The 25,558-nt window shown below is 37.7% G+C and carries 23 protein-coding genes; 3 read left to right on the top strand and 20 right to left on the bottom strand.

Features of this window, described 5'->3' with window-relative positions; all coding sequences use genetic code 11:
* Nucleotides 1-80: 80 nt before the first annotated feature.
* The 7 genes from ACFO5Y_RS05675 to ACFO5Y_RS05705 all read right to left on the bottom strand — a co-directional run bounded on the left by ACFO5Y_RS05675 (nucleotide 81) and on the right by ACFO5Y_RS05705 (nucleotide 8,193).
* Nucleotides 81-1,229 (bottom strand): mannitol-1-phosphate 5-dehydrogenase, encoded by a 1,149-nt coding sequence (locus ACFO5Y_RS05675; protein ID WP_197103862.1) that lies wholly within the window; start codon nucleotides 1,227-1,229, stop codon nucleotides 81-83.
* Nucleotides 1,229-1,672 carry a PTS mannitol transporter subunit IIA gene (locus tag ACFO5Y_RS05680; protein WP_197103863.1) on the bottom strand — a complete coding sequence of 148 codons (444 nt, stop codon included), beginning with the start codon at nucleotides 1,670-1,672 and terminating at the stop codon, nucleotides 1,229-1,231. The genes ACFO5Y_RS05675 and ACFO5Y_RS05680 overlap by 1 nt, the downstream gene beginning before the upstream one ends.
* 13 nt (nucleotides 1,673-1,685) lie before the next feature.
* Nucleotides 1,686-3,740: a BglG family transcription antiterminator gene (locus ACFO5Y_RS05685; protein ID WP_197103864.1), complete on the bottom strand. Its 2,055-nt coding sequence runs from the start codon at nucleotides 3,738-3,740 to the stop codon at nucleotides 1,686-1,688.
* 26 nt (nucleotides 3,741-3,766) lie between these two features.
* Nucleotides 3,767-5,539, bottom strand: a complete 1,773-nt coding sequence (locus ACFO5Y_RS05690; RefSeq protein ID WP_331459501.1) for a PTS mannitol transporter subunit IIBC — start codon at nucleotides 5,537-5,539, stop codon at nucleotides 3,767-3,769.
* Between the two features lie 168 nt (nucleotides 5,540-5,707).
* On the bottom strand, nucleotides 5,708-6,541 hold the full coding sequence (locus tag ACFO5Y_RS05695) for a metal ABC transporter permease (RefSeq protein WP_138404273.1): 834 nt from the start codon (nucleotides 6,539-6,541) through the stop codon (nucleotides 5,708-5,710).
* A complete protein-coding gene (locus ACFO5Y_RS05700; RefSeq protein WP_138404274.1) occupies nucleotides 6,502-7,194 on the bottom strand; it encodes a metal ABC transporter ATP-binding protein in 693 nt (230 codons plus the stop codon). Before ACFO5Y_RS05700 ends, ACFO5Y_RS05695 begins: the two co-directional genes overlap by 40 nt.
* A gap of 27 nt (nucleotides 7,195-7,221) precedes the next feature.
* Complete coding sequence (locus tag ACFO5Y_RS05705) at nucleotides 7,222-8,193, bottom strand: metal ABC transporter solute-binding protein, Zn/Mn family (RefSeq protein ID WP_197103865.1); 972 nt, start codon at nucleotides 8,191-8,193, stop codon at nucleotides 7,222-7,224.
* A 316-nt stretch (nucleotides 8,194-8,509) separates the two neighbouring features.
* Here ACFO5Y_RS05705 and ACFO5Y_RS05710 point away from each other — a divergent pair, with 316 nt between their 5' ends.
* Together ACFO5Y_RS05710 and ACFO5Y_RS05715 are read left to right on the top strand one after the other, a co-directional pair.
* Nucleotides 8,510-9,448, top strand: a complete 939-nt coding sequence (locus ACFO5Y_RS05710; RefSeq protein ID WP_197103866.1) for an ABC transporter ATP-binding protein — start codon at nucleotides 8,510-8,512, stop codon at nucleotides 9,446-9,448.
* Nucleotides 9,432-10,193, top strand: a complete 762-nt coding sequence (locus ACFO5Y_RS05715; RefSeq protein WP_197103867.1) for a hypothetical protein — start codon at nucleotides 9,432-9,434, stop codon at nucleotides 10,191-10,193. Before ACFO5Y_RS05710 ends, ACFO5Y_RS05715 begins: the two co-directional genes overlap by 17 nt.
* Before the next feature lie 21 nt (nucleotides 10,194-10,214).
* Here the strand turns inward: ACFO5Y_RS05715 and ACFO5Y_RS05720 are convergent, their stop codons facing one another.
* From ACFO5Y_RS05720 to ACFO5Y_RS05775, 12 genes are all read right to left on the bottom strand, one after another.
* Complete coding sequence (locus tag ACFO5Y_RS05720) at nucleotides 10,215-10,622, bottom strand: YbaN family protein (protein WP_197103959.1); 408 nt, start codon at nucleotides 10,620-10,622, stop codon at nucleotides 10,215-10,217.
* A gap of 142 nt (nucleotides 10,623-10,764) precedes the next feature.
* Nucleotides 10,765-11,967: a YcjF family protein gene (locus ACFO5Y_RS05725; protein ID WP_197103868.1), complete on the bottom strand. Its 1,203-nt coding sequence runs from the start codon at nucleotides 11,965-11,967 to the stop codon at nucleotides 10,765-10,767.
* 26 nt (nucleotides 11,968-11,993) lie between these two features.
* Complete coding sequence (locus ACFO5Y_RS05730) at nucleotides 11,994-12,671, bottom strand: zinc metallopeptidase (RefSeq protein WP_197103869.1); 678 nt, start codon at nucleotides 12,669-12,671, stop codon at nucleotides 11,994-11,996.
* A 208-nt stretch (nucleotides 12,672-12,879) separates the two neighbouring features.
* Nucleotides 12,880-14,160 carry a uracil-xanthine permease family protein gene (locus ACFO5Y_RS05735; RefSeq protein ID WP_197103870.1) on the bottom strand — a complete coding sequence of 427 codons (1,281 nt, stop codon included), beginning with the start codon at nucleotides 14,158-14,160 and terminating at the stop codon, nucleotides 12,880-12,882.
* A gap of 906 nt (nucleotides 14,161-15,066) precedes the next feature.
* Nucleotides 15,067-15,882 carry an ABC transporter ATP-binding protein gene (locus ACFO5Y_RS05740; protein ID WP_197103871.1) on the bottom strand — a complete coding sequence of 272 codons (816 nt, stop codon included), beginning with the start codon at nucleotides 15,880-15,882 and terminating at the stop codon, nucleotides 15,067-15,069.
* Nucleotides 15,882-16,799: an ABC transporter permease gene (locus ACFO5Y_RS05745; protein WP_197103872.1), complete on the bottom strand. Its 918-nt coding sequence runs from the start codon at nucleotides 16,797-16,799 to the stop codon at nucleotides 15,882-15,884. The genes ACFO5Y_RS05740 and ACFO5Y_RS05745 overlap by 1 nt, the downstream gene beginning before the upstream one ends.
* A 69-nt stretch (nucleotides 16,800-16,868) precedes the next feature.
* Nucleotides 16,869-17,819, bottom strand: a complete 951-nt coding sequence (locus ACFO5Y_RS05750; protein WP_197103873.1) for an ABC transporter substrate-binding protein — start codon at nucleotides 17,817-17,819, stop codon at nucleotides 16,869-16,871.
* A gap of 11 nt (nucleotides 17,820-17,830) precedes the next feature.
* Entirely contained in the window at nucleotides 17,831-18,787 is a 957-nt protein-coding gene (locus ACFO5Y_RS05755; RefSeq protein WP_197103874.1) for an ABC transporter substrate-binding protein, read from the bottom strand.
* 19 nt (nucleotides 18,788-18,806) lie between these two features.
* Nucleotides 18,807-19,814 carry an ABC transporter substrate-binding protein gene (locus ACFO5Y_RS05760; protein ID WP_197103875.1) on the bottom strand — a complete coding sequence of 336 codons (1,008 nt, stop codon included), beginning with the start codon at nucleotides 19,812-19,814 and terminating at the stop codon, nucleotides 18,807-18,809.
* A gap of 395 nt (nucleotides 19,815-20,209) precedes the next feature.
* The gene (locus ACFO5Y_RS05765; RefSeq protein WP_269434907.1) at nucleotides 20,210-21,208 is read right to left on the bottom strand and encodes a D-2-hydroxyacid dehydrogenase; all 999 of its coding nucleotides are present in this window, start codon (nucleotides 21,206-21,208) and stop codon (nucleotides 20,210-20,212) included.
* Between the two features lie 192 nt (nucleotides 21,209-21,400).
* On the bottom strand, nucleotides 21,401-22,072 hold the full coding sequence (locus tag ACFO5Y_RS05770; protein ID WP_197103876.1) for a SanA/YdcF family protein: 672 nt from the start codon (nucleotides 22,070-22,072) through the stop codon (nucleotides 21,401-21,403).
* 186 nt (nucleotides 22,073-22,258) lie between these two features.
* Nucleotides 22,259-23,299: a branched-chain amino acid aminotransferase gene (locus tag ACFO5Y_RS05775; RefSeq protein ID WP_380706375.1), complete on the bottom strand. Its 1,041-nt coding sequence runs from the start codon at nucleotides 23,297-23,299 to the stop codon at nucleotides 22,259-22,261.
* A 219-nt stretch (nucleotides 23,300-23,518) separates the two neighbouring features.
* Here ACFO5Y_RS05775 and ACFO5Y_RS05780 point away from each other — a divergent pair, with 219 nt between their 5' ends.
* Nucleotides 23,519-24,187 carry a hypothetical protein gene (locus tag ACFO5Y_RS05780; protein WP_138404287.1) on the top strand — a complete coding sequence of 223 codons (669 nt, stop codon included), beginning with the start codon at nucleotides 23,519-23,521 and terminating at the stop codon, nucleotides 24,185-24,187.
* A 55-nt stretch (nucleotides 24,188-24,242) separates the two neighbouring features.
* Here ACFO5Y_RS05780 and ACFO5Y_RS05785 read toward each other — a convergent pair whose 3' ends face one another.
* The gene (locus ACFO5Y_RS05785; protein ID WP_138404288.1) at nucleotides 24,243-25,544 is read right to left on the bottom strand and encodes an RNA polymerase factor sigma-54; all 1,302 of its coding nucleotides are present in this window, start codon (nucleotides 25,542-25,544) and stop codon (nucleotides 24,243-24,245) included.
* Nucleotides 25,545-25,558 lie beyond the last annotated feature (14 nt).

The following is a 25,558-nucleotide window of genomic DNA, read 5'->3' on the forward strand; positions in this document are numbered from 1 at the left end:
TATAACAAGAAAATGGTGCACAGTGTTTTAAATGTCATTCGGATTGCGAAGCAATCTCATGATTTTTTATTGAAGTAATATTATTTACTTAAATTTGCTTCCGCTGCCACAATACGATTTAAGATAATCTCATCGTCAATCTCTGTAACAGTACGGGCTACTTGCTCAATCGACTGCTCTTTCAACATCGCTTGTAGATGTTCACTTTCTTTGTCCTCTGGATTATCGTAGTGAAAAATCATGCCGACAACATCAATTAAGTTTTGGTACTCTAAGTCACGTTCTTTTGCTTCGCGAATTGGACGAATGAATCGTTCATTAGGCCCTAATTTGCGGATAGGCGTTCTAGCCACACGTGTTACGTCATCTGAAATATGCGGATTTTCAAAACGTCCAACAATCTTTTGAGCATATGCTTTATGTTCTTTCGCATCGAAGTTCCATTTATTAATTAATAATGCACCTGTTTCTTTCAGTACATTTTGTAATAAGTTTAAGATGCGCTCGTCACTAATTGCTTCATCAATTGTTTTGTAACCATAGAAAGCCCCGGCATATGCAACCGTCGCATGCCCCGTATTAACAGAAAATAACTTACGTTCGATAAAGGGTTCTAAATCTTCAACATAATGCACGCCTTCTAAACGAATATCTGTCGCTTTAGAAGCTGTCGTATCAATAACCCATTCTCTAAATGGCTCAACCGAAACAAATAATGGATCTTCATGGTGTTGATCAGGTACGATACGGTCAACTGCTGCATTAGGGAAACCAACGTATTTCTCAACATAAGCCGAATTATCTTCAGTTAAAAACGTTTCAACCTTCTCGCGTAAGAAGTCAGAGCCACCAATCATATTCTCGCACGCGATAATATCAATCCCTTCGGTAATATTTGCCGCTTGACGCGCTTGAATCCCTTGAGCGATCAATTCTGCGATATATGGTAAAACATTGGGTCCGATAGCTGTTGTTACTAGATTCGCTGAAGCGATCGCTTCGACGACTGCTTCAGGTTCTGTTCCGTTATTCAACCCATCAACGTTATCAATGTGAATTGTTTCTCCATCTTTGGCTGCGTATGCTATATCATACTCTTTACTCTCTTTTAAGGCATTGATGATTGATTCATTAATATCAACAAAATCAATGTGAAAACCATTTTTTGATAAGATTTCTCCGATAAAACCGCGGCCAATATTTCCTGCTCCAAAATGAACTGCTTTCATTAAACTTCTTCCTCCTCAAACATGGCGATAATTTCTTCAGCTGTATTAGCATTCGCAAGGCGAACAACATTTTCAACATCTGAACAGAATACGGCAATTTTAGATAGTACATCTAAATGTTCATTCCCAACGCCTGCAATACCGAAAATCATCATGGCCATTTTCTCTTCAGATTCACCGGGTGCAAAGTTTACCCCTTGAGGTACTTGTGCAATCGTAATGCTAGTTGCTTTAACAAATTCTTTTCCTTCGTCTGTTCCGTGTGGAATCGCCACAAAGTTCCCCATATGAGTTGTAACAACTTGTTCACGTGCCAACATTGAGTCGATATAACTTTCCTCAACTGAACCATCTTCAACTAATAGTTTTCCAACCGCTTTTATCGCGTCTTCTTTAGTTGAAAACGACTGATCTAATAATATATTTTTCGTTTTTAACTCCATGTTTATCTCTCCTTTAGTGTAAATGTTGCACTTCTCTAACAAAAAGTGAACTGATTAACTGGTATACCTCTTCTTCTGTACCCTGTTCATAAATAACTGTATTGATATCACTTTCAATAATAGATGAACTGATCAGCCCTAATAATTGTTGTTGATAGGCGCTCATCTTCTCCGGTGCAATCATTAATAGCATCCGTTTCAATTGAATTTCTTGACCATCCATCCCTATTAATGCGAAAGGCTGATCTAATTCATAAATACTAAAATAAGGCTGCTTGACCCACTGATTCGAACTATGGAACAACGCAACACTCGACTTGGGAATCCCAATCGGTGCTTTTAAATAGCGCTCATTCACCTCGCGGCATACACGGTTAGCATCTAAAATTATATTTTTATCAAGTGAGTTAATAATAAGTTCTAATGTTAATTCAACCGTTTCTTGTGATTCAATATGTAACACACTAATTTGATCTAATATTAATTTGGCGTCTTGTAAATAATCATACAACTGGTTGAACTCCACGTCTGTTTGGACCGCAACTTGCATATATTTAGACTCACTTTGTCGACTAATTGCTTGAATATCTTTTCGAATGCCTTCAATTTCTTTATCGGTTAAAAGCGGTGATATCACACGATAATCGCGTTCCATCCCAGATAAATAAATTGTTGATAAGATTAATTGATAATTAGAAAAATCAACATGTTGTAACCTAGATAATTGAATCACTGTCACAGAATTAATTTCGGGTAAGTAGCGTTTCAACCGACTTTCTAAAATCTTACCAGTCCCCACACCGCTTGAAGAAACGACAATCGCATTTACTTCACGCTGGATACTCGGATGTCTTTCAAGACTTGTCGCAAAGTGTATCACAATATAAGCTTTTTCATCATTGGTCAGCATATGTCCATCGAACACTTCATCCCAAGCCATATCTAAAGCGACGGCTAAGTTTGGATATTCTTCATTGATACGTTTTAATACGGGAGTATCTAGTTTGTAATCCAGCAAAACTGGGCGCTTTAAAGTTGCCTGAATATGAGCAACTAAATCATAAAATAAACTATCATCATATCGGAAATCATTCCCAGTGTGCTCTGTAACAACTCTTATGAGCTCTTTGACTTGATAAGTCAACTGCGAGTCAAAGGTTTCAAAAAAGATACTTTGACTTGTCTTATAATTCAACCCCTCAAGTTGCAAAGCAATAAAGTGTCGTTCATCCAAATCAATCGCAAGTGCGATTTTTGATGATATATAACCTAAAATCTCATGCGCTAAATAGATAATCTCTTGGGAGATAGCTTTAGCTGGAATAGGTTCGTTGATTAAATGCCCCGCTTGAATCCGATCAATCGTCATCGCAATCATGATAATCACATGTTGTAATTGATTATCTGTCACCTTACTAAATTGGTGGCTTGAATCATGATTAATTGACTCATTCGCATAATATAATGAGTCTGGTGAGAGTATTGATAGAAAATAATCATTAAATTTACTATCTCGGTCTTCTTTTAAACTGTTTAGATATTTAAAAAAATCATAATCTTCAACACTTCCATAAATAAGTCGACTGGCTATCTCACGACGCTTTCGCTCGGTCGCCAAAACGGTTATACCTTGGAACTTTATTCGGTCAATGTATACATCAAATCGCTCAAGTTCTTCTTCAACATCGGCTAAGTCACTTTGAATCGTGCTTTGACTAACCATTAATTCATCTGCCAAAGCTTCCATTGTCAACTCTTGGCTCAATAAAAGTCTTAATGATACAGCCCGTTGACGTTCTGGAATCGACATCTCGCTTGGATGTTTGTCTTCAACTTGAAGCCTCAGTGAATGAATATTGTCTTGTTCGCCTTCTAATTGATAACCGATTCCCCTCTGATTAATAATAGAAACGTTAGAATGGGCTAAAGTTTCTTCCAGAGTCGATAATTCACGATACACAGTCCGACGGCTTACATCTAGTAAGTCCGTCAATTCCCTTACCTTTACACCGCTTGGTGCATCCAGCAAAATTGACAATATGTGTCTTTCTCGATCTGTTAAGAACATTTCACCCCTCCTAACGTTAGTGTTTTTTAATTAAAATATTCAATTAACTGGTTGTAATGACTCTCATCTAATAGTTTATCATAAGACTCAACCATGACGTTAGCATATTGCTGACGAACTTTCTCTCCAACTTCCGGTGTTGCGATTACAAGTATTGACGCATCATTCGTTAATGCTGTAATATCTTTCGCTTCAACTGGAATTGTGATTCCTTTTTTCGTGAAGTGATTACGTAATTGTGACGCTGCCATTGTACTCGCTCCAACTTTACCGTCGTAAGCGACAACAACTTGTTTCACTGCACTGTAATCAGCTACTACTGGAGCCGGAGCCACTTTTTCAGGCTCATTTGTTGCCACTGGCTCATCTGATTTTTTGTACATATCATTTAAAATCTCATCGTAACGATCGCCATCTAAGAAGTTCTCAACTGATAAGTGAGTCGATGATGGTGATTGTTTGCGCGCACGATTTGTTAATTCTTCTTGAGTAATGACTAAAGTTTTCGAATCATCTTTTAAGTTATTAATCGCTGAATTCGTTACTTTAATATCAATTCCTTGAGATTTCACTTTCTTACGAAGTAATGAAGCTCCCATAGCACTTGACCCCATTCCGGCATCACAAGCGAAGATAATTTGGTCAATCTCTTCAAAGGCTGGTGCAGAATCTGATAATGCTTCTACATCTGTACTTTGACCTTTTGAAGATGCTTTTGCTGCTTGAGTCGCTGCTACTTGTTCTTCAAATGTATCATCGACACCGGCTTTACGATCTGATTTAATAATCACACCTGCAATTAAGAATGACACAATTGCTGAAGCTATCACACCTGCATAAACGCCTAAGTGACTACCTTGAGCAGTCATCGCTGTAATCGCAACAATTGAACCTGGTGACGCTGCACCTGTAAGACCAACATCAAATAGAGAGAATACGAATGTCCCTGTCATACCCCCAGCAATGACTGCTAAGAATAATAATGGTTTCATCATAACGTATGGGAAATAAATTTCGTGAATCCCACCTAAGAAATGAATAATCGCTGCACCCGGTGCTGAACCTTTTGCAGATCCTTTACCAAGGAACATGAAAGCAAGTAGTACCCCTAAACCTGGTCCAGGGTTAGTTTCTAATAGATATAGAATTGATTTTCCTGCTTCAGCTACTTGCTCAGAACCAAGAGGTGTAAAGATACCGTGGTTCAACGCATTATTTAAGAATAAAACTTTCGCTGGTTCGATAAGAATATTTGCTAATGGTAGTAAGCCTGCTTGAACTAAGGCTTCTACCCCAACACCAATCATTGACGTTAAACTAGCAACAACTGGTCCAACAACCACAAAAGCAATTAATGCTAATGCAAATCCAATTAAACCAGATGAGAAGTTATTGACTAACATCTCAAAACCAGATGGAATCTTATCTTGGTATCTCTCATCAAATTTCTTGATTAACCAACCACCTAAAGGTCCCATCACCATTGCACCAATAAACATCGTTACATCTGACCCAACAATCGCACCTACTGTTGCAATCGCACCTACGACCGCTCCGCGATCACCATGTACCATCTTACCTCCAGTGTACCCAATTAAGATTGGAAGTAAGTAAGTTAACATCGGCCCTACAATGCCTGCAAAATCTTCATTCGGGAAATATCCATCCGGAATGAATAGGGCTGTTAAAACACCCCACGCAATAAACGCTCCAATATTTGGCATAACCATACTACTTAAGTAACTACCGAGTTTCTGGACTTTTGCTTTCAGCCCTGCATTATTTTTTGTATTATCCACAACGACGCCTCCTTAATTTAATTTGTATTCAATTATTATAATATAGACTTTTTGGTAACGCTTCAATAGCAAGCAACTAGGAACTTTGGCACACTTCTTTGTGACAATGACACACTCTATATAAAATGACACAAAAAAGCCAAACTCTCACGAGCTTGGCTTTAAAGTTTACGATGGATTATTCTGTTTACGTTTGCGTAAAGTCACAAAGTAAGTAGCCAACGAAACAATGACAAAAATCACGATAAACGCTAAGGTAATCGACGCTCCTGGTGGTGTATCGTATTCGTAACTGGCAAATATTCCAGCAAATATTCCAATTAAATTAATGATAATACCAATTACAATCGACTTCCCAAAACTATCCGATATTTTAATGGCCGTTGCAGATGGGATAACGACTAAAGCTGACACAAGCAATGCCCCAACAATCGGCATCATTATACTAATCGCAACCCCCGTAAATACTGAGAAAATAATTGAAATCAAGCGAACTGGTAAGCCACTTGTATAAGCCGTCGCCTCATCATAACTCATCACATAAAGCGTTCTTCTAAAGATTAGATAGAAGATGACAATAGTAATTGAGAGCCCAACTAGAATTTTTACTTCACTTGGCGAAATTAATAAGATTGAACCAAATAAATATTGATCAATTTGGAAATTACCTGAGTTCGAGTTCAAACTCACCAATACTAAGGCTATCGCCATTCCGGCTGACATCATAATCGCAACGGAAATCTCTGAAAAGGTATTGTAAATCGTTCTTAAGTATTCAATGATAATCGATGCCCCGACAACAAATAATAATGTCGAAAGCGTTGGATCTACTTGCAGGAACATTCCTAAAGCCACTCCTGCTAAGGAAATATGCGATAAAGTATCGGCTAATAATGACTGTCTACGTAAAATTAATAATAAGCCGATGATTGGTGTAATAAAGGAAATCGCCACACCCGCAATTAATGCGCGTTGGATGAAGTCATACTGAAGCAACTCCATGGTGTTCCCCCCTCTCTAACAAGTCGAATTTCACGATCAAAAAAGCCATCAAGTTCATTATCTGCATGTGTGACCATAAGAATCGCTTTCCCATGAACTTTAGATGTATGGCGTAATAATTTATAGAAGGATTTTCTTGACGCGACATCCATCCCGGTTGTCGGCTCATCAAGGACGAAAAAGTCTGGGTCCATTGCAAAAGTACGAGCCAAATTAATTCGCTGCTTTTGACCGCCGGATAATTCCCCGACTTTACGGTCTCTTAAATGATCCATCCCGACAGATTTCAAAGCTCGATCCACATGTTCATAGTCTGTGTCGTCAAGCTTTTTGAACCAACGGCCTTTTGGGTAACGACCGGATTCAACTAATTTCTGAACGGTACTTGGAAAACCCGCATTGAAAGACGTTACGTTTTGCGGAACATATCCTATAGATAACTTCTCTCCAAATTGGTTTAGTTTTGAATAGATCACTCGTCCCGTTGCTGGGTTTAACAAACCGAGTATATTTTTAATTAAAGTTGATTTTGCTGCACCATTTTCCCCGGTTAAGATAACAAATTCACCAGGTTCAATTGTAAAGTTAATGCTGTCTAGCACTTTCTCATCATCATAGTAAAATGATAAGTCATGCACTTCTAATAGAGACATAATGTTACACCTTTCTAATTGTTCGTTTTATTTCGTTAATTGGGCTAAGTTCTCTCTCATTATACTGAAATAATCCTCACCTTGCTCAATTTCTTCTTCTGTAATGAATTCCAACGTTCTTAATGGTCGTAACTCTGCGCCGGTTGCTTGGCTCACTGTTTCTGAAATAGTCGTTGATGTTGTCGGGTCAACATAGATAACTTGGATATTTCTCTCGTTCACTACATTGGTCATTTCAGCTAACTGTTTAGCACTTGGTTCGGCATTATTCGCTAACCCACTAATGGCTAATTGTTCTAAATCATAAGCATGAGCTAAGTATCCGAAAGCTTCATGTTGAACGACAATTGTTCGGTTCTCTAGATCAGCTAAACCGACATTAAATTCTTCATTCAATGCTGTTAATTCTTCAGATAGTTTTGCCGCATTCTCAGTATAAGTTGCTTCATTCGCTGGATCGAGTTCAATTAAAGCATTTTTGACATTCTCTGCCTGCTGAGAGTAAAAGTTTGGATCTAACCACGTATGCGGATCAAACTCATGCGAATGACCTTCTTCGTGTTCATGGTCATGTTCGTGGTCGTGTTCCTCTTCATGGCCTTCCTCATGCTCATGATCATGTTCCTCTTCTTCATGGTTATGGTCACCTGATAATAATTCGATGCCTTCCGTTGATTCAAGCACTTGCGTTGCCTCTTGGTCAACAATACTTAATAAATCACTGACAAAAAACTCCATCTCATCATCTTGATAGATGAATAAATCCGCCTCTTGAACTGCCACAGCATCTTTAGCCGTAGATTCATACGAATGCGCATCTTGTCCACTTTCTAAGAGCATCTCAACATTGATAGCCTCTCCACCTATTCGACTCGCTAAGTAATACATTGGATAAAATGTAGTCATTACCGTCTTTTTGTCTTGGGCATGAACGCTAACTCCAGGTACGATTAAAGCAAAAGCAACAATAAATAAAATAAATTTCTTAAATAATTTCATAATGATTAACCTCTCTTAAATGTAATGGTTACTATTTAGACTTTCACTATGTTACTCCCGAAGTTTACGAAAGTCAAGACTATTAAACATGACAATTTAATCATATGAAAAAGCACACAATTATATACCTTACTCTTCGTATTTATTGTTTGACGGTGTTATTATATATAAAAGGATTAAGTGTGTTAAAAAATAGTCTGAATAATTCACATATATTTCAATATACAACTAGAGACCTATGAAAAATGCATTCAAGTCACGTATATTTAATTAGAAATGATCGCATAGCCAATCATGCGAATGAGAGGATAAGAAAATGAAAAATTCGCTAGTATTAGAAGTGAACAATGTATCTAAACAATACGGAAAACAACAAGCGTTAGACCACTTTAATTTAAAAGTGAACAAAGGTGAAATCGTAGGTGTCGCGGGTCCCAATGGTGCTGGAAAAACAACTTTATTTCGAATTATTACCGGGATGACTCCCGTTTATGATGGGGACTTAAAGTTATTTGGTTCCTTAGATGCGACCGGTTTAAGGGAAAATCGCAAGTATTTAGGGACGATTATTGAAGACCCTGCCTTCTTTCCGGAAATGTCCGCTAAACAAAATTTAGAGTTCTATCGGATTCAAAGAGGCGTTAAAGATAAGAACCGCATCGACGAACTATTAACACTTGTCGGCTTGGCCGATGTTGGAAACAAGAAATTTAAAGGTTTCTCATTAGGTATGAAGCAACGTTTAGCCATTGCTTTAGCTTTAATTCATGAACCTGAACTGCTTGTCTTTGATGAACCAACCAATGGTCTCGACCCCGCAGGTATTATTCAAGTGAGGAAGTTACTGCAAAAATTAGCTAAAGAAACACATTTAACTATTCTTGTCTCATCCCATATTCTTTCGGAGTTAGAAAACTTAGCGACCCGCTTTGTAATCGTAAACCATGGTAAGAAAATCGATGAGTTCACAAAAGAAGAATTACAAGAACGTCTGCAAAGTTACTTTGAGATTAAAGTAGATGACACTGACCGAGCTAGCCAACTGCTTGAAATAGAGTTAAATACAACTGAATTTGAAGTAACAGCTGACGGCGTGATTCATGTATTTGACGCTAATATTGAAGCTAGCGATATCGCTGATACGTTAGTGAAGAACAATCTGAAACTTTCTCATTTATCGCGTAAATCTCATAATCTTGAAGAGATGTTTATTAATTTAACTGAGGAGGCGCATTCTAATGATGAGATTATTTAAAGCTGAATTATACCAACTTTCAACCCGTCTTGCACCAAAAATTTGGTTACTTGTTGGTTTATTACTGGGTGCAGCCATTCCAATAATTTTCTATCTCGGCACTTGGTTAGAAGAAGGCGTTCGCCCGATTATTCAAGTCCTACCGGCAGAGACCTTAATTTACTTTGCCTTTATCCCATTAATGACAAGTACCGCTATTTTCCTATTAATTGGTCTAGGCAATACGGCTTATCACGACGAAACGAGAAACCGTACTTTAATTAATACAGTGAGTACAGGACACTCCCGAGTGAAGATTTATTTAACTAAATACTTGAGTAGTCTATTCTTAGCCTTTTGCTTTTTATTTATAGCTATCTCTGGATTTGCGATTGCCGGTTCTATGATTTTCAATGGAGGAATCTCGATTTATTATGAGATTTTATTTATGGAAACAGTTTTTAGTTACTTACCTATTTGGTTAATGTACTTGGCACTTTTTCAAATCATATATTTCTTCTCAACGAGCAATGCTTTAATGAATTTAACGATACTAGGTATCGTTGCCTTACCTTTAATCTTACAACTCTTGTCACTGCGCTTTGAGTTTATCGAAATGATTGAACCTTACATCTTTACCCAATTAAGTCCAGATAATCCAATCATGATTCAAGGGGTTGATTTCACACCATGGTTAGCCTTGATCTATTTTGCTATCTTTATGTTCATCGGAGTCAGTCTATTCAAACGACGTGAAATAAAATAGAAAAACACGAGCTACTTCGGATTAATTTCCGGTGTGGCTCGTGTTTTTTTCGTTGCAATGATATGACTCTTCCCTGTCAGGAACGACTAAGAACAAGACATATAGAATGCCTAACATTAATAAAGCTAAGATTATTTTTACAAACATGATTGGTGCGAAATAAATTGATATGCCCATTAAAATCACGATATTGACAAGCATTTTGTATTTCTTTTTACGTGGAATAGATTTAGTTTCAACGTAATCTGATACGTAAAACTGATACATTTTAGTTTGTTGCAACCAATTCGTAAAGCGTTCTGAACTTCGTGCAAAAAAGAAACCGGCTAATAATAAAAAGGGCGTCGTCGGCAATACAGGTAAGATAGTCCCGATAAAACCTATCGCAAACGTAATAAACCCGCAGATGATGTAAATATATTTTTTAATCAAATTATATCCCTCCTTTTTTATTATTTTAAGATGGTATCATTGTATACTTAATCACAAACTTTTTCAAAGATTCTTTTTAATTTATACAAAAAAAGTGATTGTTTCCAACATATTGGAAACAATCACTTTACTCTAGCGTCTATTGATTTAAAAATGTACTTAACCATTCAGGTAGATATTTTTCTTTAATGTCTTTAGGTAGATTTTCGTAAACAACATCAAGTTGTTCAGATAAATTTTTGTTCATTATTTGTTGAATTTCTTTAATCTTCATATCGCGTCCAATAATTTCAGCGATCGCAATTTGACGAAGTACTTCAATATAACTGAAAGCTAAAGCTACAGTCAATACACTTGCAGTTGTCCCAGAGATCATCCCACCAGCAACTGTCCCGATACCTGGTATGAGTTTAAAAGCTGATGAGACGAGGATTTTACCGAAGTAAGTCGCCCCACCAGTCCCGCCAATCCCTGCAATAATTGACACAATTTGTGATTTGTCCAATGACAAACCAAATATAGATGTAATGTGCGCTAACATTGTAATTTGCATCGGCACAAGGAGCGTGGCATCGGAAATCGGAATCGGTGAAAAACCAACCCCAAAAGCAGAAGCTACATACTTATTTGCCCAACGCCTAGCGTGTTCCACTTTAATGTTCAAATCTATTTGTTGGGCGTTGATAAAAGCCTTGTGAACCTCTGTTGGTACCACTTCAAGTGTTGTATCAATTAATTCTTGCAATCCATAGGCGGGTATTCTTTGTTCACCACGTATCAAATACGTTTTCGCTAACAATGGAATAATTGACTGAACTGGCATATCAAGCTCGTTTAAATATTTCTCAAAATCACTATTCTTCTCACCAATCGCTTGCGTCAAGATTAGTAACACAGGCACATGCTCAGCCATTGCTTCAATTAACTCTATTTCAAATGGCTCAATCCGCGCCATTGTACTGTTAATACAGTAATAAACTATATCAATGGCTTCATGAGGACCTTTTTCTTTTTGTGATTTAATTAAATCTGAAAGTGCCAGTAAAACTTCATGCTGCGCTTCAGGATTAAGTTCTAAACCTTTTGTGTCATACAAAGTCAGTGGGACACCCTCTTTAGTAATTTTCTCAACATGTTGAGTGATCGGTTGTCCAACACCGGTTTCTGCTAATTTTTCCCGGAAGACAGCATTAATTAAAGTGCTTTTACCGCTTCCTGTTTTTCCAGCAACTAAAATATTAATGGGTTCAATGCGGTCCACTTCTTGCTGAGTCTTCTCCATTAAATTATTCGCGATATCTCGATTCGCTTTTCTTTGTGTGATTTTATTCCATAAGCTCACAATCTACCATCCCTTCCAATTCATTCTTATCTTCTGCGGTTCGATATTAGAATGAGTCGTATTAACTGGAGCGCCGTACTTAACGTGGCTGCAATATATGTGAAAGCCGCTGCATCTAACACTTTTTTCGCTGCGGGCACTTCTTCCTGCACAAATACCCCTGTATCCCCTAAAATCGCTAGGGCTCTTTTACTTGCATCAAATTCTACGGGTAAAGTGACTAATTGGAAAACGACAACTAAACCAAAAGCAAGAATCCCAATATTCACTAAACCAGTAAATTGAAATAATAAACCAATTAAAATTAAAGGCATCGCGATAGATGACCCAATTTGAACGACCGGTGCAATCGCACTTCTTACTTTTAAGAAGGCGTAATCTTTTTGATCTTGAATCGCATGTCCAACCTCATGGGCTGCTACAGCTACAGCAGCTACTGAAGTTTGATTATAAGTTGCTTCTGATAAGCGTAATACTTTATTTCTAGGGTCATAATGGTCAGTTAAACGCCCTCTTACTTGTTCCACTTTTACGTTAGATATTCCGGCTGTTTGCAAGATATGCTCTGCTGCTTGCTTCCCTGTAATTCTTTTTTCTGTATCTAATTGATCGTATTTATTGAATGTCGATTGCACACGATTTTGTGCAAACATAACAATTCCCATCCCGATAAGGACTAAAATGTAAGTCCAATCCATATACATATGTATTCCTCCTTAGTTGAAATCACTATAATTATACCACATTTACCATTTTTCTTTGCATCCGACAACTTGTAATGATTATATAATACTGACATTAATTTAAGATGAATAAAAAATAACCGAAACGCTCTGAACGTTTCGGTTTGTAGATTAGCGTATATTTATTATCACATAATTTGATAAATTGACATCCAACTTAAGGCGGATATTATTTTTCTTCGGCAGGTAAAACTAAGTTTAAGATAATTCCAACAATCGCACTTAAAGCCGTCCCTGAAATAACTAAGGCTGAACCTACTTCAAGAACTGCCCCACCTAAACCAATAACTAGCATCGCACTTGCGATAATTAAGTTACGTGATTGGTTGAAGTCTGTTCTATTACTGATTAAAACTTTTAACCCATTACTTGCGATAACCCCGTAAAGTAAGATTGACATTCCACCTAAAACTGATTGAGGAATTGTCGAAATTAGAGCCGTAAATTTACCTAAGAAACTGATGATAATTGCAATAATAGCAGCGTTACGAATGACTGATATACTCGCAACTTTTGTCATACCAATAACTCCTGTATTTTCCCCGTAAGTTGTATTGGCTGGTCCTCCAATGAAAGCCGAGAATAAAGAGGCAATTCCATCACCGGCTAAAGTTCTGTCTAAACCAGGTTTTTTAATAAAATCATGCCCCGTAATTTCTCCCAGAACCATGACATCTCCCATATGCTCCGCAATTGTTACAAACGCAATTGGAATAATCGCTAATGCTTCAGCACCAAAGTAGAAGTTATATCGATCTGGACTGTTTCCAAATGGTAGGCGGATATCTGGTAACGCAAACCAACTTGCTTCATGAACCGGTGTTAAATCAACAATCCCTAGTAAAATCGCCACAATATAACCCACAATAATTGCGATTAAGAATGGAATCACTTTCGCAAAACCTTTTCCTTTAAATGTAACAAATACAGCTACTGCAAATGTCACCACTGCCGTTAGAATTTGTCTCCAATCCCCACCTTCAATAAAACCAGCATTTTGAACTGCTGTCGCTGATAAGCCTAATCCGATAACTATAATCATCGGACCAATAACGATTGGTGGGAATAATTTATTAATCCAGCCGCTTCCGATTTTATGTATGATAAATGCTACAACAACATAAACAAGTCCAACTAACATAATTCCAGTTTGAGCTGCATCAATACTTCCGCCCATTTGATCAATCGCAAATGACATCGCTGTAATATAAGCAAATGATGAACCTAAATATACCGGTACTTTAAACTGAGTCACAACCATATAAATCAGCGTCCCAACCCCACTTGCTAAAAGTGCCGTCGACACTGGTAAACCTAATACTAAAGGCACTAAAATTGTCGCACCGAACATCGCAAACACATGTTGGAAACTTAATAATAAACCAGGTATTAAAAATGGCTTCTCATGCACATCCAACAACATTCTTTTTTCTTTTCCTGAATTTTCCATATAAACAGCTCCTTTTTGTTTAGGTTCACTTTGGACAAAATAAATAGCCCTTAGCAAAAACAGGGCTTTAAAGAAGTTCATATGTAAATTGATGGCTCGCTCAACGCAATACCCTCTATAAAATGAAGTCTTTAGTAACCTCTCTGGATTACTTTAAAAGTCCCTTTAACCTGTCAAAATTTTACCATGTATAAGGAATATTGCAATAGAAAATGTAGGATTTATTGAATATAAATTTAGGAAAGGATGTTGATGGGGGTATTGGGTGTTGACATGGTTTGTTGGATGGTTAATGGGACGGGTCATTTGGTGACAGGGGAAATTGGACTGTTAACAGGACAGGTCAACACATGACAGGGGAAATTAAACACCTAACTGGACTCGTCATCTCATGACAAGGGATATTGGACGGCTAACAGAACACGTCATCGCATGACAGGGGAAATTAAACACCTAACTGGACTCGTCATCTCATGACAGGGGAAATTAAACACCTAACGGGACACGTCGCCTCTTGACACGGGAAATTAAACACCTAACAGGACTCGTCGCCTCTTGACACGGGAAATTAAACACCTAACGGGACAGGTCATCTCATGACAGTGGAAATTGGACGGTTAACAGGACAGGTCAACACATGACAGGGGAAATTGGACAGCTAACTGGTCACGTCACCTCATGACAGTGGAAATTGGACGGTTAACAGGACAGGCCAACACATGACAGGGGAAATTGGACAGTAAGCAGGACAGGTCATCTCATGACACGGGAAATTAAACATCTAACTGGACAGGTCAACACATGACATGTCCTATTAACCCACTCCCACCTCCAAACCCATCACAAAAACCGGCCAGCAGTTACAATTTGCAGACTGCTGGCCGGTATATTGGAATATGTTTCTAATTAAGATAATAACATTGCATCAGATGCTAATGTTTCACCTGATTCTTGACGGAAGAGTTCCATTAAACGATCAATCGTTAAGTTTTTCTTCTCTTCTCCGCTCACATCAAGGATTATTCTACCTTGGTGGAGCATAATCAGACGGTTACCGTATTTTACCGCATCATTCATATTATGGGTAATCATTAATGCAGTTAATTGTTGTTCGCTCACAATTCTATCTGTTAATCTGAGAACCATTTCACTTGTCTTAGGGTCTAGAGCTGCCGTATGCTCATCAAGTAGTAATACTTGTGGCTTACGTAATGTTGCCATTAATAGCGTTAGCGCTTGGCGTTGTCCACCAGATAAGTAAGCAACGTCCGTAGTTAAACGGTCTTCTAGTCCTAAATCTAATATCTTCAAGCGTTCGATCATTTGTTGGCGATCCGCTTCTTTGACACCTTTACGAAGGCCACGTTTTAAACCACGGCGATTTGCTAGCGCCATATTTTCCTGGATCGTTAAACGCGCGGCTGTTCCCATCTTAGTATCTTGGAACACGTACCCAATTGAGTCTGCACGTTTGTTCATCGGAAGGCGTGTCACGTCTTCGTAATTAATTTTAATTGATCCTTCATCAGGAGTAAGTGAACCGTTAATTGTATTTAGTAAAGTTGATTTACCCGCACCGTTACCACCAATAACCGTTACGAAATCTCCATCATAAAGTGTTAAATCGATGCCTTTAAGAACATGATTCTCATTCACTGTTCCACGTTCGAATGATTTTTGAATGCCTGATAGTTCTAATTTGATTTTTCTTTCTTCAGTCATTATTTCGCACCTCCACTCACTGCGCTCTTCTTCCGACTACCAAAATGTCTTTGAATTTGTGGGAAATACAATACAAATCCAAGTAAAATAGCAGAGAATAGACGTAAGTCTGTTGGTCGAATATCAATCCATGGTTGGTTTAAAATAAAGTCAATAATTAAGCGGTAAATGAAACTACCTAAGATGATTGAAGTTAAACGGAAACCAATTGATTGGTTAGGAATTACTACTTCAGCAATAATAACTGAGGCAAGTCCAATAACAATGGTACCAATTCCCATACTTAGATCAGCGAAGCCGTCTTTTTGTGCTACCATTGCACCACTTAAGGCAATCAACCCGTTACCAATAATATAGCCTAAAGTCTTCATGCGGTTTGTATTAATCCCGTTTGCTTCACTCATTCGTGGGTTATCCCCAGTTGCTCGAAGCGATAGACCCATTTCAGTATGTAGAAACAGAACTAATAAAATAATGATAATCGCTAGGATAATCAAACCAAGAACTGTTACGGACATATTTTTACTGAAACCAAACATATCTTCCATTGGTGTGAAAATCGTTTCTTGACCAAGTAAAGCTAAGTTTGAACGTCCACCCATGACTTGGAAGTTAACCGAATATAAACCTGTTTGAAGTAAAATACCCGTTAATAGTGGTGGGATATGAAGTTTTGTGTGTATCCAACCTGCGAGTAAACCACCGGCTGCCCCACCTGCGAAAGCTGCAGCAGTTGCGAAAAATGGGTTAAGACCATTTGTAATTAAAATGGCTGCGATGGCGCCCCCTAAGGGGAACACTCCTTCGGCTGATAAATCTGCGATATCAAGTAATCTGAAGGTAATGTATACCCCAATAGCCATGACTGCCCATACAACCCCTTGGCTAAAACTTGATGAAATAACATCTAGAATCATAAGTTAAACATACTCCTTTAATAAATTTTAAAAATCTATATTATCTTACCATATTTTAATGAATAAGCACTAATCTATTTGAATTGAACTTGCATCAATATCAACAGCTTCTGCGAATTCTTCATTTACAACTAACTCAAAGTTATTACCAACTTCAACTGGCATATCAGCTGGAGATAAATCTTCATCTAACATACGCTTAACCATGTCAGCTGTTTGTACACCGTAGTCGAAGTAAGAGTTTGAAATTGTTGCTAAACCATTGGCATTAATTGTTGAGTCAGATGAACCAATTAACGCTAAACCAGCTTCTTTTCCGATATCACCTACAAGTGAGATTGAACTATCAATCGTATTATCAGTCACTAATAAAATTGCATCGGATTCATTAACTAAAGCAGCCATGACTTGCGCAATATCATTCGTGTTCGTTACTGATTGGACAATATGATTTAGTCCTTTTTCTTCGATAACTTCTGTCGCAATATCAACTTGATGCTGTGCGTTAACTTCACTTGAATTGTAAATTGTTCCGATGTTTTGTGCATCAGGTACAACTTGTACTAATAAATCTACGTGATCGGCAATTGGACCTAAGTTTGTCGTTCCAGTTAAATTACGTCCGGGTGCTTCCATTGAATCAACTAACATGGCTTCAACGGGTGCTGCTACTGCTGCAAAAAATATTGGCTTCTCCTCTTCAACAGATGCTAAAGCTTGTGCAGCTGGTGTGGCAATCGCAAAGATAATATCATTATCACGCGCGACTTTCTCTGATAATGACTGTAATGTTGTCATATCGCTGTTCGCATTTTGTAAGTCCCACTCGACATTCCCATCTAATAGCTCATCGATGCGCTCTATAAAGCCGTCACGTGTGTCATCTAAAGCTTCATGACTGACATGCTGTAAGATACCGATTTTAATTGGTTCATCTTGGGCTTTAACCGTTTGAGTTGCTGGAAAAATAGATAAGAACGCTAAGGCAATGATTGAAACTAATTGAATTATTTTTTTCATTTTATATGCTCCTATTCAATCGTTGACGGATCGACACCGATGGCTTCAGCAAAATCTTCGTTCACTATGATTTGAAAATCTTTCCCTAATTCAATTTCCATTTCTCCAGGGTTTAAATCTTCATCCAACATGCGAATAACCATTTCTGCTGTTTGAACTCCGTAGTCTTCATAAGAGTTTGATAATGTTGCTAATCCGTTTGTGCGTACTACCGAATCTGATGAACCGATTGTTGGGATTCCCGCTTCTTTAGCAATATCTCCAACTAAAGTAATCGCACTATCAATCGTATTATCCGTTACCATGAACATTGCATCGACATTCCCAACAAGTGCATTCATCACTTGTGCAATATCGTTCGTACTAATCACTGTTTGAACCTCAGTCGCTAACCCTTGCTCTTCAAGTAATTCAACGGCTACACCCGCTTGAACTTGTGAGTTGACCTCACTTGAGTTATAAATTAATCCTACTGTTTTAACATCTGGAAAATTTCGTATTAATAAGTCGACTTGTTCTTCAATCGGAGCCATATCACTTGTACCCGTAATATTTCCTCCAGGTACTTCCATAGAGTCTGCTAAACCGGCTTCAACTGGATCCGTTACTGCTGCTATAAAGATTGGCTTCACTTGTTCAACTGATGCTAAAGTTTGAGCTGCGGGTGTTGCAATGGCAAAGAGTATATCGTTATCACGTGCAACTTTTTCACTTAATGATTGAAGACTCGCTTGGTCACCACTTGCATTATTAATATCCCATTCAATACGGTCGCCGTATGCAGAATCTTCTAGTGTCTCTTGAAAACCTTTCAGAACTGCATCTAAAGCTTCATGCTCTACATATTGAACGACACCAATATTGATTGTTTCTTCTTGCGCTTTGACTGCTTGACCACCTGCTAATATTGGAAGTAAAGCTAATACGACGGTAGTTATAATATTAATAAATTTAAATCGACTTTTCATTTTGAATTCTCCTTATCTTTTATTCGGAATCTTCAGAGCTCTCTTCTTCAGATTCTTCTGTATTTTCTTCTTCTGAACCTAAACTAATATTAGATAGGTCCAGACCTAATGTTTCTGCATTTTCTTCATTAACAACTAATTCTAAAGCATCTGCAGATTCAACTGGGATAATCTCACCTGATTCAATGATTTCCACTAACATTCCCGCTGTTTGTTTACCTAGTTCATAATAATCTAAACCGTATGTCGTTAATCCATTTGCTAACGTCATATCTTTTGATCCACCGATAATTGGTAGCTCAGCTTCTAATGCCAAATCTCCAACCAGTGACATCGCACTTGCGATGGTGTTATCAGTTACCGTAAATACTGCATCAACATCATCATTAACTAAGCCACTCATGATTTGAGAGATATCATTCGTTGAAGTCACAGTTGCTTCCACTACTTCAATGCCTGCTTCTTCTAAAGTGGCTGTTGCTTTTTCCGCTTCACTCACTGAGTTTGCTTCACCTGAGTTATAGATGATTCCAACACGCTCTGCGTCAGGAACAACTGCTTGTAGTAAGGCAACTTGGTCTTCAATTGGACCAGCGTCTGTTGTACCTGTAATATTTGCTTCTGGGTCTTCTAAGTTTTCGACTAAACCAGCACCAACCGGATCACTGACTGATGAGAACAATACGGGTTTCGTTTGTTCAACGTTCGCAATAGCTTGAGCGGCTGGAGTTGCAATAGCGAAGATATAATCACTACTGTTCGTCACATTCTCACTCATAGATTGTAAGTTTGCTGTGTCTCCTGATGCATTTAAATAATTTAAAATAAGATTTTCACCTTCAACATAACCGGCTTCTTCTAAGCCATCAATGAAACCTTGATAGTTTTGGTCTAATGATTCATGCTCTACAAATTGAAGGACACCTACGTTAATTGCTTCTTGATCTTGTGCTTCTGCAGACATTGGCGCTGCGATTGTACCTAATGCTAATAATGAAACTAAGGCTGTTTTTAAATATCGATACATAATTTATTCCTCCATTTTTTCCTATTTTTTATAACAAAAAACCCCTGTCAGATTTGATTAAAATCTAACAGGGGTAAAGAACTTCTCTTATCCTCTATATAGGTGAACCTCTTTGATACACCCGCTTTAGATTTTAATCTTTCGATTATTTATCTATGCGGGCATCATAATTGACAGCTCCTCATAGATACAAACGTTAACGTTTACGGTTTGTATCTATCGTTGTCAGATACAAACACTATCTAAAGTAGCTGTAAAAATATGCTGATAATTGTATGCAAAGATGTTTAGTCATCGAGAATGTTCCTTTCAGTACGTTTTTGTTGTATCTAATATAACTGACTCATTATTAAAAGTCAACACATATTTCAAGTTTATTATAATCTTCTTATCATTTAATTCACACGATGTTGATTTGTTCCCGTTTTGATTACTTCTAAAGCTGAGTTTAATCCACCTTCAACTAAATTTTGAACAGCAATATCTGTATAGTAAGCAATATGTGGTGTGTAATGAATCTTTGGATGATTCAGAATTTGAAGGAAAACTTCATCTTCAATTGTCTTCCCTTCCCAATTTTTAGGAATAAACGGACCTTCATCTTCATAAACATCTAAGGCAGCATTTCTAATTTGTCCACGATCGATGGCTTCAATTAAGTCTTGGGTATTCACTATCTTACCGCGAGCTGCATTGATTAAAGTCGCGCCAGGCTTCATCTGATTGAATAAATCATGGTTAAACTGGTGGTAATTATCTTCAGTCAACGGCATGTGGATGCTCACAATATCAGCATCTTTGATTGCTGTTTGCAAGTCAGGTTGATAAGCTACGTGTGTTTTGAACTCTTCACGTTCGACAATATCATATCCGACCACTTCAGCTCCAAAGCCATGTTTGTAGATTTTGGCTACTCTTGATCCAATTCGACCGACACCAATCACAGCCACTTTTAAGCTTTGAATCGAATGACTTCGAATGCTTGGCTCCCAAGTGAAGTTTTGTGATGCCACTCTTTGGTCAATTTCATCACTATTTCGAATGAGACGCATGGCAGCATAAACAGCAAACTCTGCGATTGATTCTGGAGAGTAACTTGGAACATTTGTAATGATGACATCATTATCACTCGCTGCTTTTATATCATACATCTCATAACCAGCGCTTCTTTGAGCAATAACTGGTATCCCCAATTCTTTGAGCTTCGAGTAGACAGGCTCTACAATATCGGAAGCTTGCATATTCGTTATCCCATCAAAGCCTTCTGCTAAGTGAACTGTCTCTGGCGTTATATATTCTGGTGTCATTTCGACATGAATCGAATGCGCCTTCGACCATTGCTCCATTACCTCTGCTTCTTCTGGTGTCACACCAAATGCGATGATTTTTGTCAAATGAATCTCTCCTTTTAATCTAAAAAAGCCCGTTCAGATTTAACTAAACGGACTTTCAAGTGATGTCGTTGAATCAATTTATGCACCGTTTATTCTTGTTGTCGCTAACCAAGATGGTATAAGATAAATTGTTAAATTCATATTACGCTATTATGTGACTCAAGTCAATTTGTTTTTAATTGAATTCTCATTTTAATTTAATTCTTCTTTGGTGTCGGTTAAATCACCTGAGTGTTTGAGACTAAAGCCGAGATTCATCTCCGGTTGATCATCTTCATATCCTAGGTAAACAATCCCAAAATCCTTCAACCTAGCAAATACCTCTCTAAATTCGCGTTCAAAGCGAGTAGAATTTACTTCTTCAGCAGCTACCCCAAGCGCCTCACAGCCTAAGCCTTTAGCAAGTAGTAGAGCTCGCGGAAGGTGGTAACCTTGAGTGACAATCACAACTTGATCCAAACCAATCACTTCTTTTAATCGGTATAAACTTGCATGTGTGGAATAACCTGCATGATCTAAATAAATTTGCTCACTTGGCACCCCTTTGTCGACTAGATATTGTTTCATAACGCCGACCTCATTGTAGTATTGGTCCGCATGATCTCCACTCATAATCAGCGGATTATCTGGATTCTCCAAATGAATTTCATATGCTTTATCTAAACGATTCGCTAATATTTGACTCGGGTATTCATTATTTACAACGCCCGCTCCAAGTACAAGGATTGGCACATCATCATTCATAGTTTGATTTATTTCGTTCGCATCGACGACATTCGAACTTGTTGAGAGAATAACAAACAAGTTAATTCCAATCACAGCTAGGGCAGCTAATGAAACAACGGTTAAAAGAAACTTGCCCACGCTTTTTATAATAAACCAAATAAAATTAACAATAATAACGATCGATATTCCCTCCCTTGAAATTTGACTGTTTAGTATATTACCAATCATTTTTAAGGGGTTCAATATATAACCGTTATATTTAATAAATAATTATACTTTAATAAAAAAACTACACTATCAAACGATAGTGCAGCTTTAATAAACTTATTTAGTTACATCGACGGTTTGAACCCAGCCTTCAGGTGCTTCAACGTCACCCTTTTGAATTCCTACTAATTCAGCATAAAGTTGTTGGGTAATTTCCCCTACTTTAACACCGTCTGTATAAGTATACTCTTTATCACCATGCGTAATTGAACTGATTGGCGCAATGACCGCAGCTGTACCCATAGCTCCCGTTTCACTGAACTGGTCTAATTCATCCACATAAACATCGCCTTCGACAACTTCTAAGTCTAAACGGTTTTCTGCTAACCAAATTAACGAACGTTTCGTAATACTTGGTAGAATCGATGGCGATTTAGGTGTGACAAATTTATTATCTTTTGTAATACCGAAGAAATTCGCAGAACCAACTTCTTCAATCTTCGTATGAGTCGCTGGATCTAAATAAATCGCGTCACTATACCCTTGGTCCTTCGCAAGTTTTCCTGGTAAGTAACTACTTGCATAGTTTCCACCAACTTTTTGTGCTCCCGTTCCTCTTGGTGCCGCACGGTCAAAATCACTCACTAAGAATTTAGACGGCGCCATTCCACCTTTAAAATACGGTCCCACAGGCGTCACAAAAACAGTGAATAAATATTCTTTTGCAGGTTGAACCCCAACTGTATCGCCGATTCCAATTAATAATGGACGAATATATAAAGTCGCTCCACTTTCATAAGGAGGGACCCACTCTTCATTGGCACGTACAACTTCATGAATTGCGTTAATAAAATCTTCTTCTGGATACGCTGGCATTAGTAATTTTTCAGCTGAATCTATTAAACGTTGTGCATTTAATTCTGGACGGAATAATTGAATTTTGCCTGTTTTAGTGCGGTAAGCTTTCATTCCTTCAAAGGCTTGTTGTCCGTAATGAAGTGCTGTTGATGCTTCAGAGATGAAGACATTCTTTTCTGTTTCAATACGTCCTTCAGACCACTCGCCATCTTTATAATATGCACGGAATTTTTTTCCCGTATCAATATATCCGAAGCCTAACTCGCCCCAATTAATCGTTTCTGGTGTTATCTTAGTCAAAACTCTCATCCTTCCAATAATAAAATCATAGTCATATACTACAACTTATTGATTAAAAAAGCTACAATTCTATGAGAAAACTATTTGAATTGTCTCATAATACTTTATTTATCCCTTATTTAACGTGTATTGCAATATACTTGTTATCTTTCTGTTATAGATTCATGTTACAATGCTTATACAATTTTACAAGAATATGCATGTCGAAAGGAAATATATATGAAGAAACTTTTACTACTCACTCTACTTTTCACTTTAAGTGGGTGTAGTTACTTTACGAGTGAACCTGAAAGTGTCACGACTCCAAATCAAGAAACGCAAACAGAAAGTCAAAGTGAGGAAGTTGCTCAAGAGGCAACTGAATCAACGCCAGCAAATAATACCTTTGACAATGTCTTTAACGAAACAGTTATTGGACAAGATCGCTACCCTGCGACAACGTTACCTGATTCAATTCCCATTAGCGACTTACGTGTAGCCATCGATGAGTTCTACACAGAAGCGATGCCAGAAGACGAAAAAGAAATGAATTATGAAAAAATAGATCCTGAAACGATCGAAACACTTCAAGAAACATTCAGTGAAAATGAAGTCTACGAGCCCCTTGATATTACCGTGGACCAAATTTCGCTTGAATTAGGTGGCGAAACAAATTATATCGCGCGTATCGTTGTTGGTATGCCTTATGAAGAAGCTGAGGATTTAATTGAGGAACATGATATTTTAGTCCTAAATGAAGCTCTCAGCCAATTAGAAAACCGTTTAGTACTCTTAGCTCATTACGATGGAGAGGCTGATACATTAACGCCGTATCATTTAAATAATAGTACAACGAGTATCTTCTCGCTCGCAGATTCTGAAGGCGAAACTTCTTCAGATTCTGAATAATAATTTATGACATAGTAAAAGCCCGTCACACTGTAAAAAGGTGACGGGCTTTTGTTTATTTACCTAAACTTTTACGGTAATTTTTAACAATTTGTTGGCCTACTATGATTTTATCTTCGAGTAAGATGCTTACGATTTCTTCATCCGTGAGCTCTCGATCAGAATCATCAATTATTTGGCTAATCGTATCTTTAATATAATTTGCAGACAATCCATCACGTGTTAGTGAACGGGATGTATTAATAAAGTCTGTAAAGGCTGAAACTTGCTTGTTAAATTCGATATTCTTATTCGATGCAATATGGTACACAATCGGCTCAGGTAAGCGGGTTTCTTTCGCAATATCCTTCATCGATAACGTTGCCTTATATTCATCTTTCCCTAAGAAATAACGTTTATGTGCTTTAACCATACACATGACCACTTCTAAGATGAGCTGTTCGCGAATACGCAAGTTATCTGCTAAGCGTTGGTAGCCTTCTTCATGCGGCTCAATATAATTATTCAGTTCTTCATCTTTTTTTGCAGCCATCTCATCAAAGTAAGTCTGATTAAAAGAAATTTTTGGATAGTATTGGCGGTTATAACGAATCTGTAAACCTTCACCGACCGGAGTAATTGTTACATCCGGAATCAAGTTAATCTTATCGACTTGATTAAATAAAGCAGCTGGGTTAGTACGCAATGTATGGAAGTAATTCACACTCTCCATAATCTCATCATAAGAAATTTGCGTTTGAGCTTGAATCTCAGCGTAATCTTTGTCGCGTAACTCATCGAAAAACACTTCTAATAAGTAGTAAGCTACATTTGGCGCATGTAAATCTTGTTCTGTTTGTAACATCATCGATTCTTGTAGATCATAAGCACCTATACCAGCGGGCTCCAGTTGCTTAATTAACGTCACCGCATCTAATGTAACGATAACTGGCATATCGATTTTCTTGGCTAATTCATCTACCGTGTATGGCAAATAGCCTCTTTCATCTAAATGTTCAATCGCTTTAACCATCGCATCACGAATATCAGTATGGCGATATAACAAAATCTGCTCGAATAAATACGTATCTAAACTTTGGGCACTTTCCTTTAATTCTTCGGCTTGTTTCGTACCTTCAAAGCGCTCAAAAGCAGGGATTTGTTGCTCAATACTATACTCTAAATCGATAAATGGATTATCTAATATCGCATCTTCTAAATAATAAGTTAATTGCTCAGCGTTTAAATCAAGTATATCTAATAATTGCGGATTACTCATAATGGCTGAATTTTTTAACCCTTCAAAGACTTTTACAGACTCATCCTCTTGAATGGTTATTTGATCTAATGGTTCTTTTTGAACGTCTCGTTCTTTCATCTTGTCACTCCTCT

Origin of the sequence: Ruoffia tabacinasalis (assembly GCF_042652985.1) — a bacterium.
Classification (GTDB): Bacteria; Bacillota; Bacilli; order Lactobacillales; family Aerococcaceae; genus Ruoffia; species Ruoffia tabacinasalis.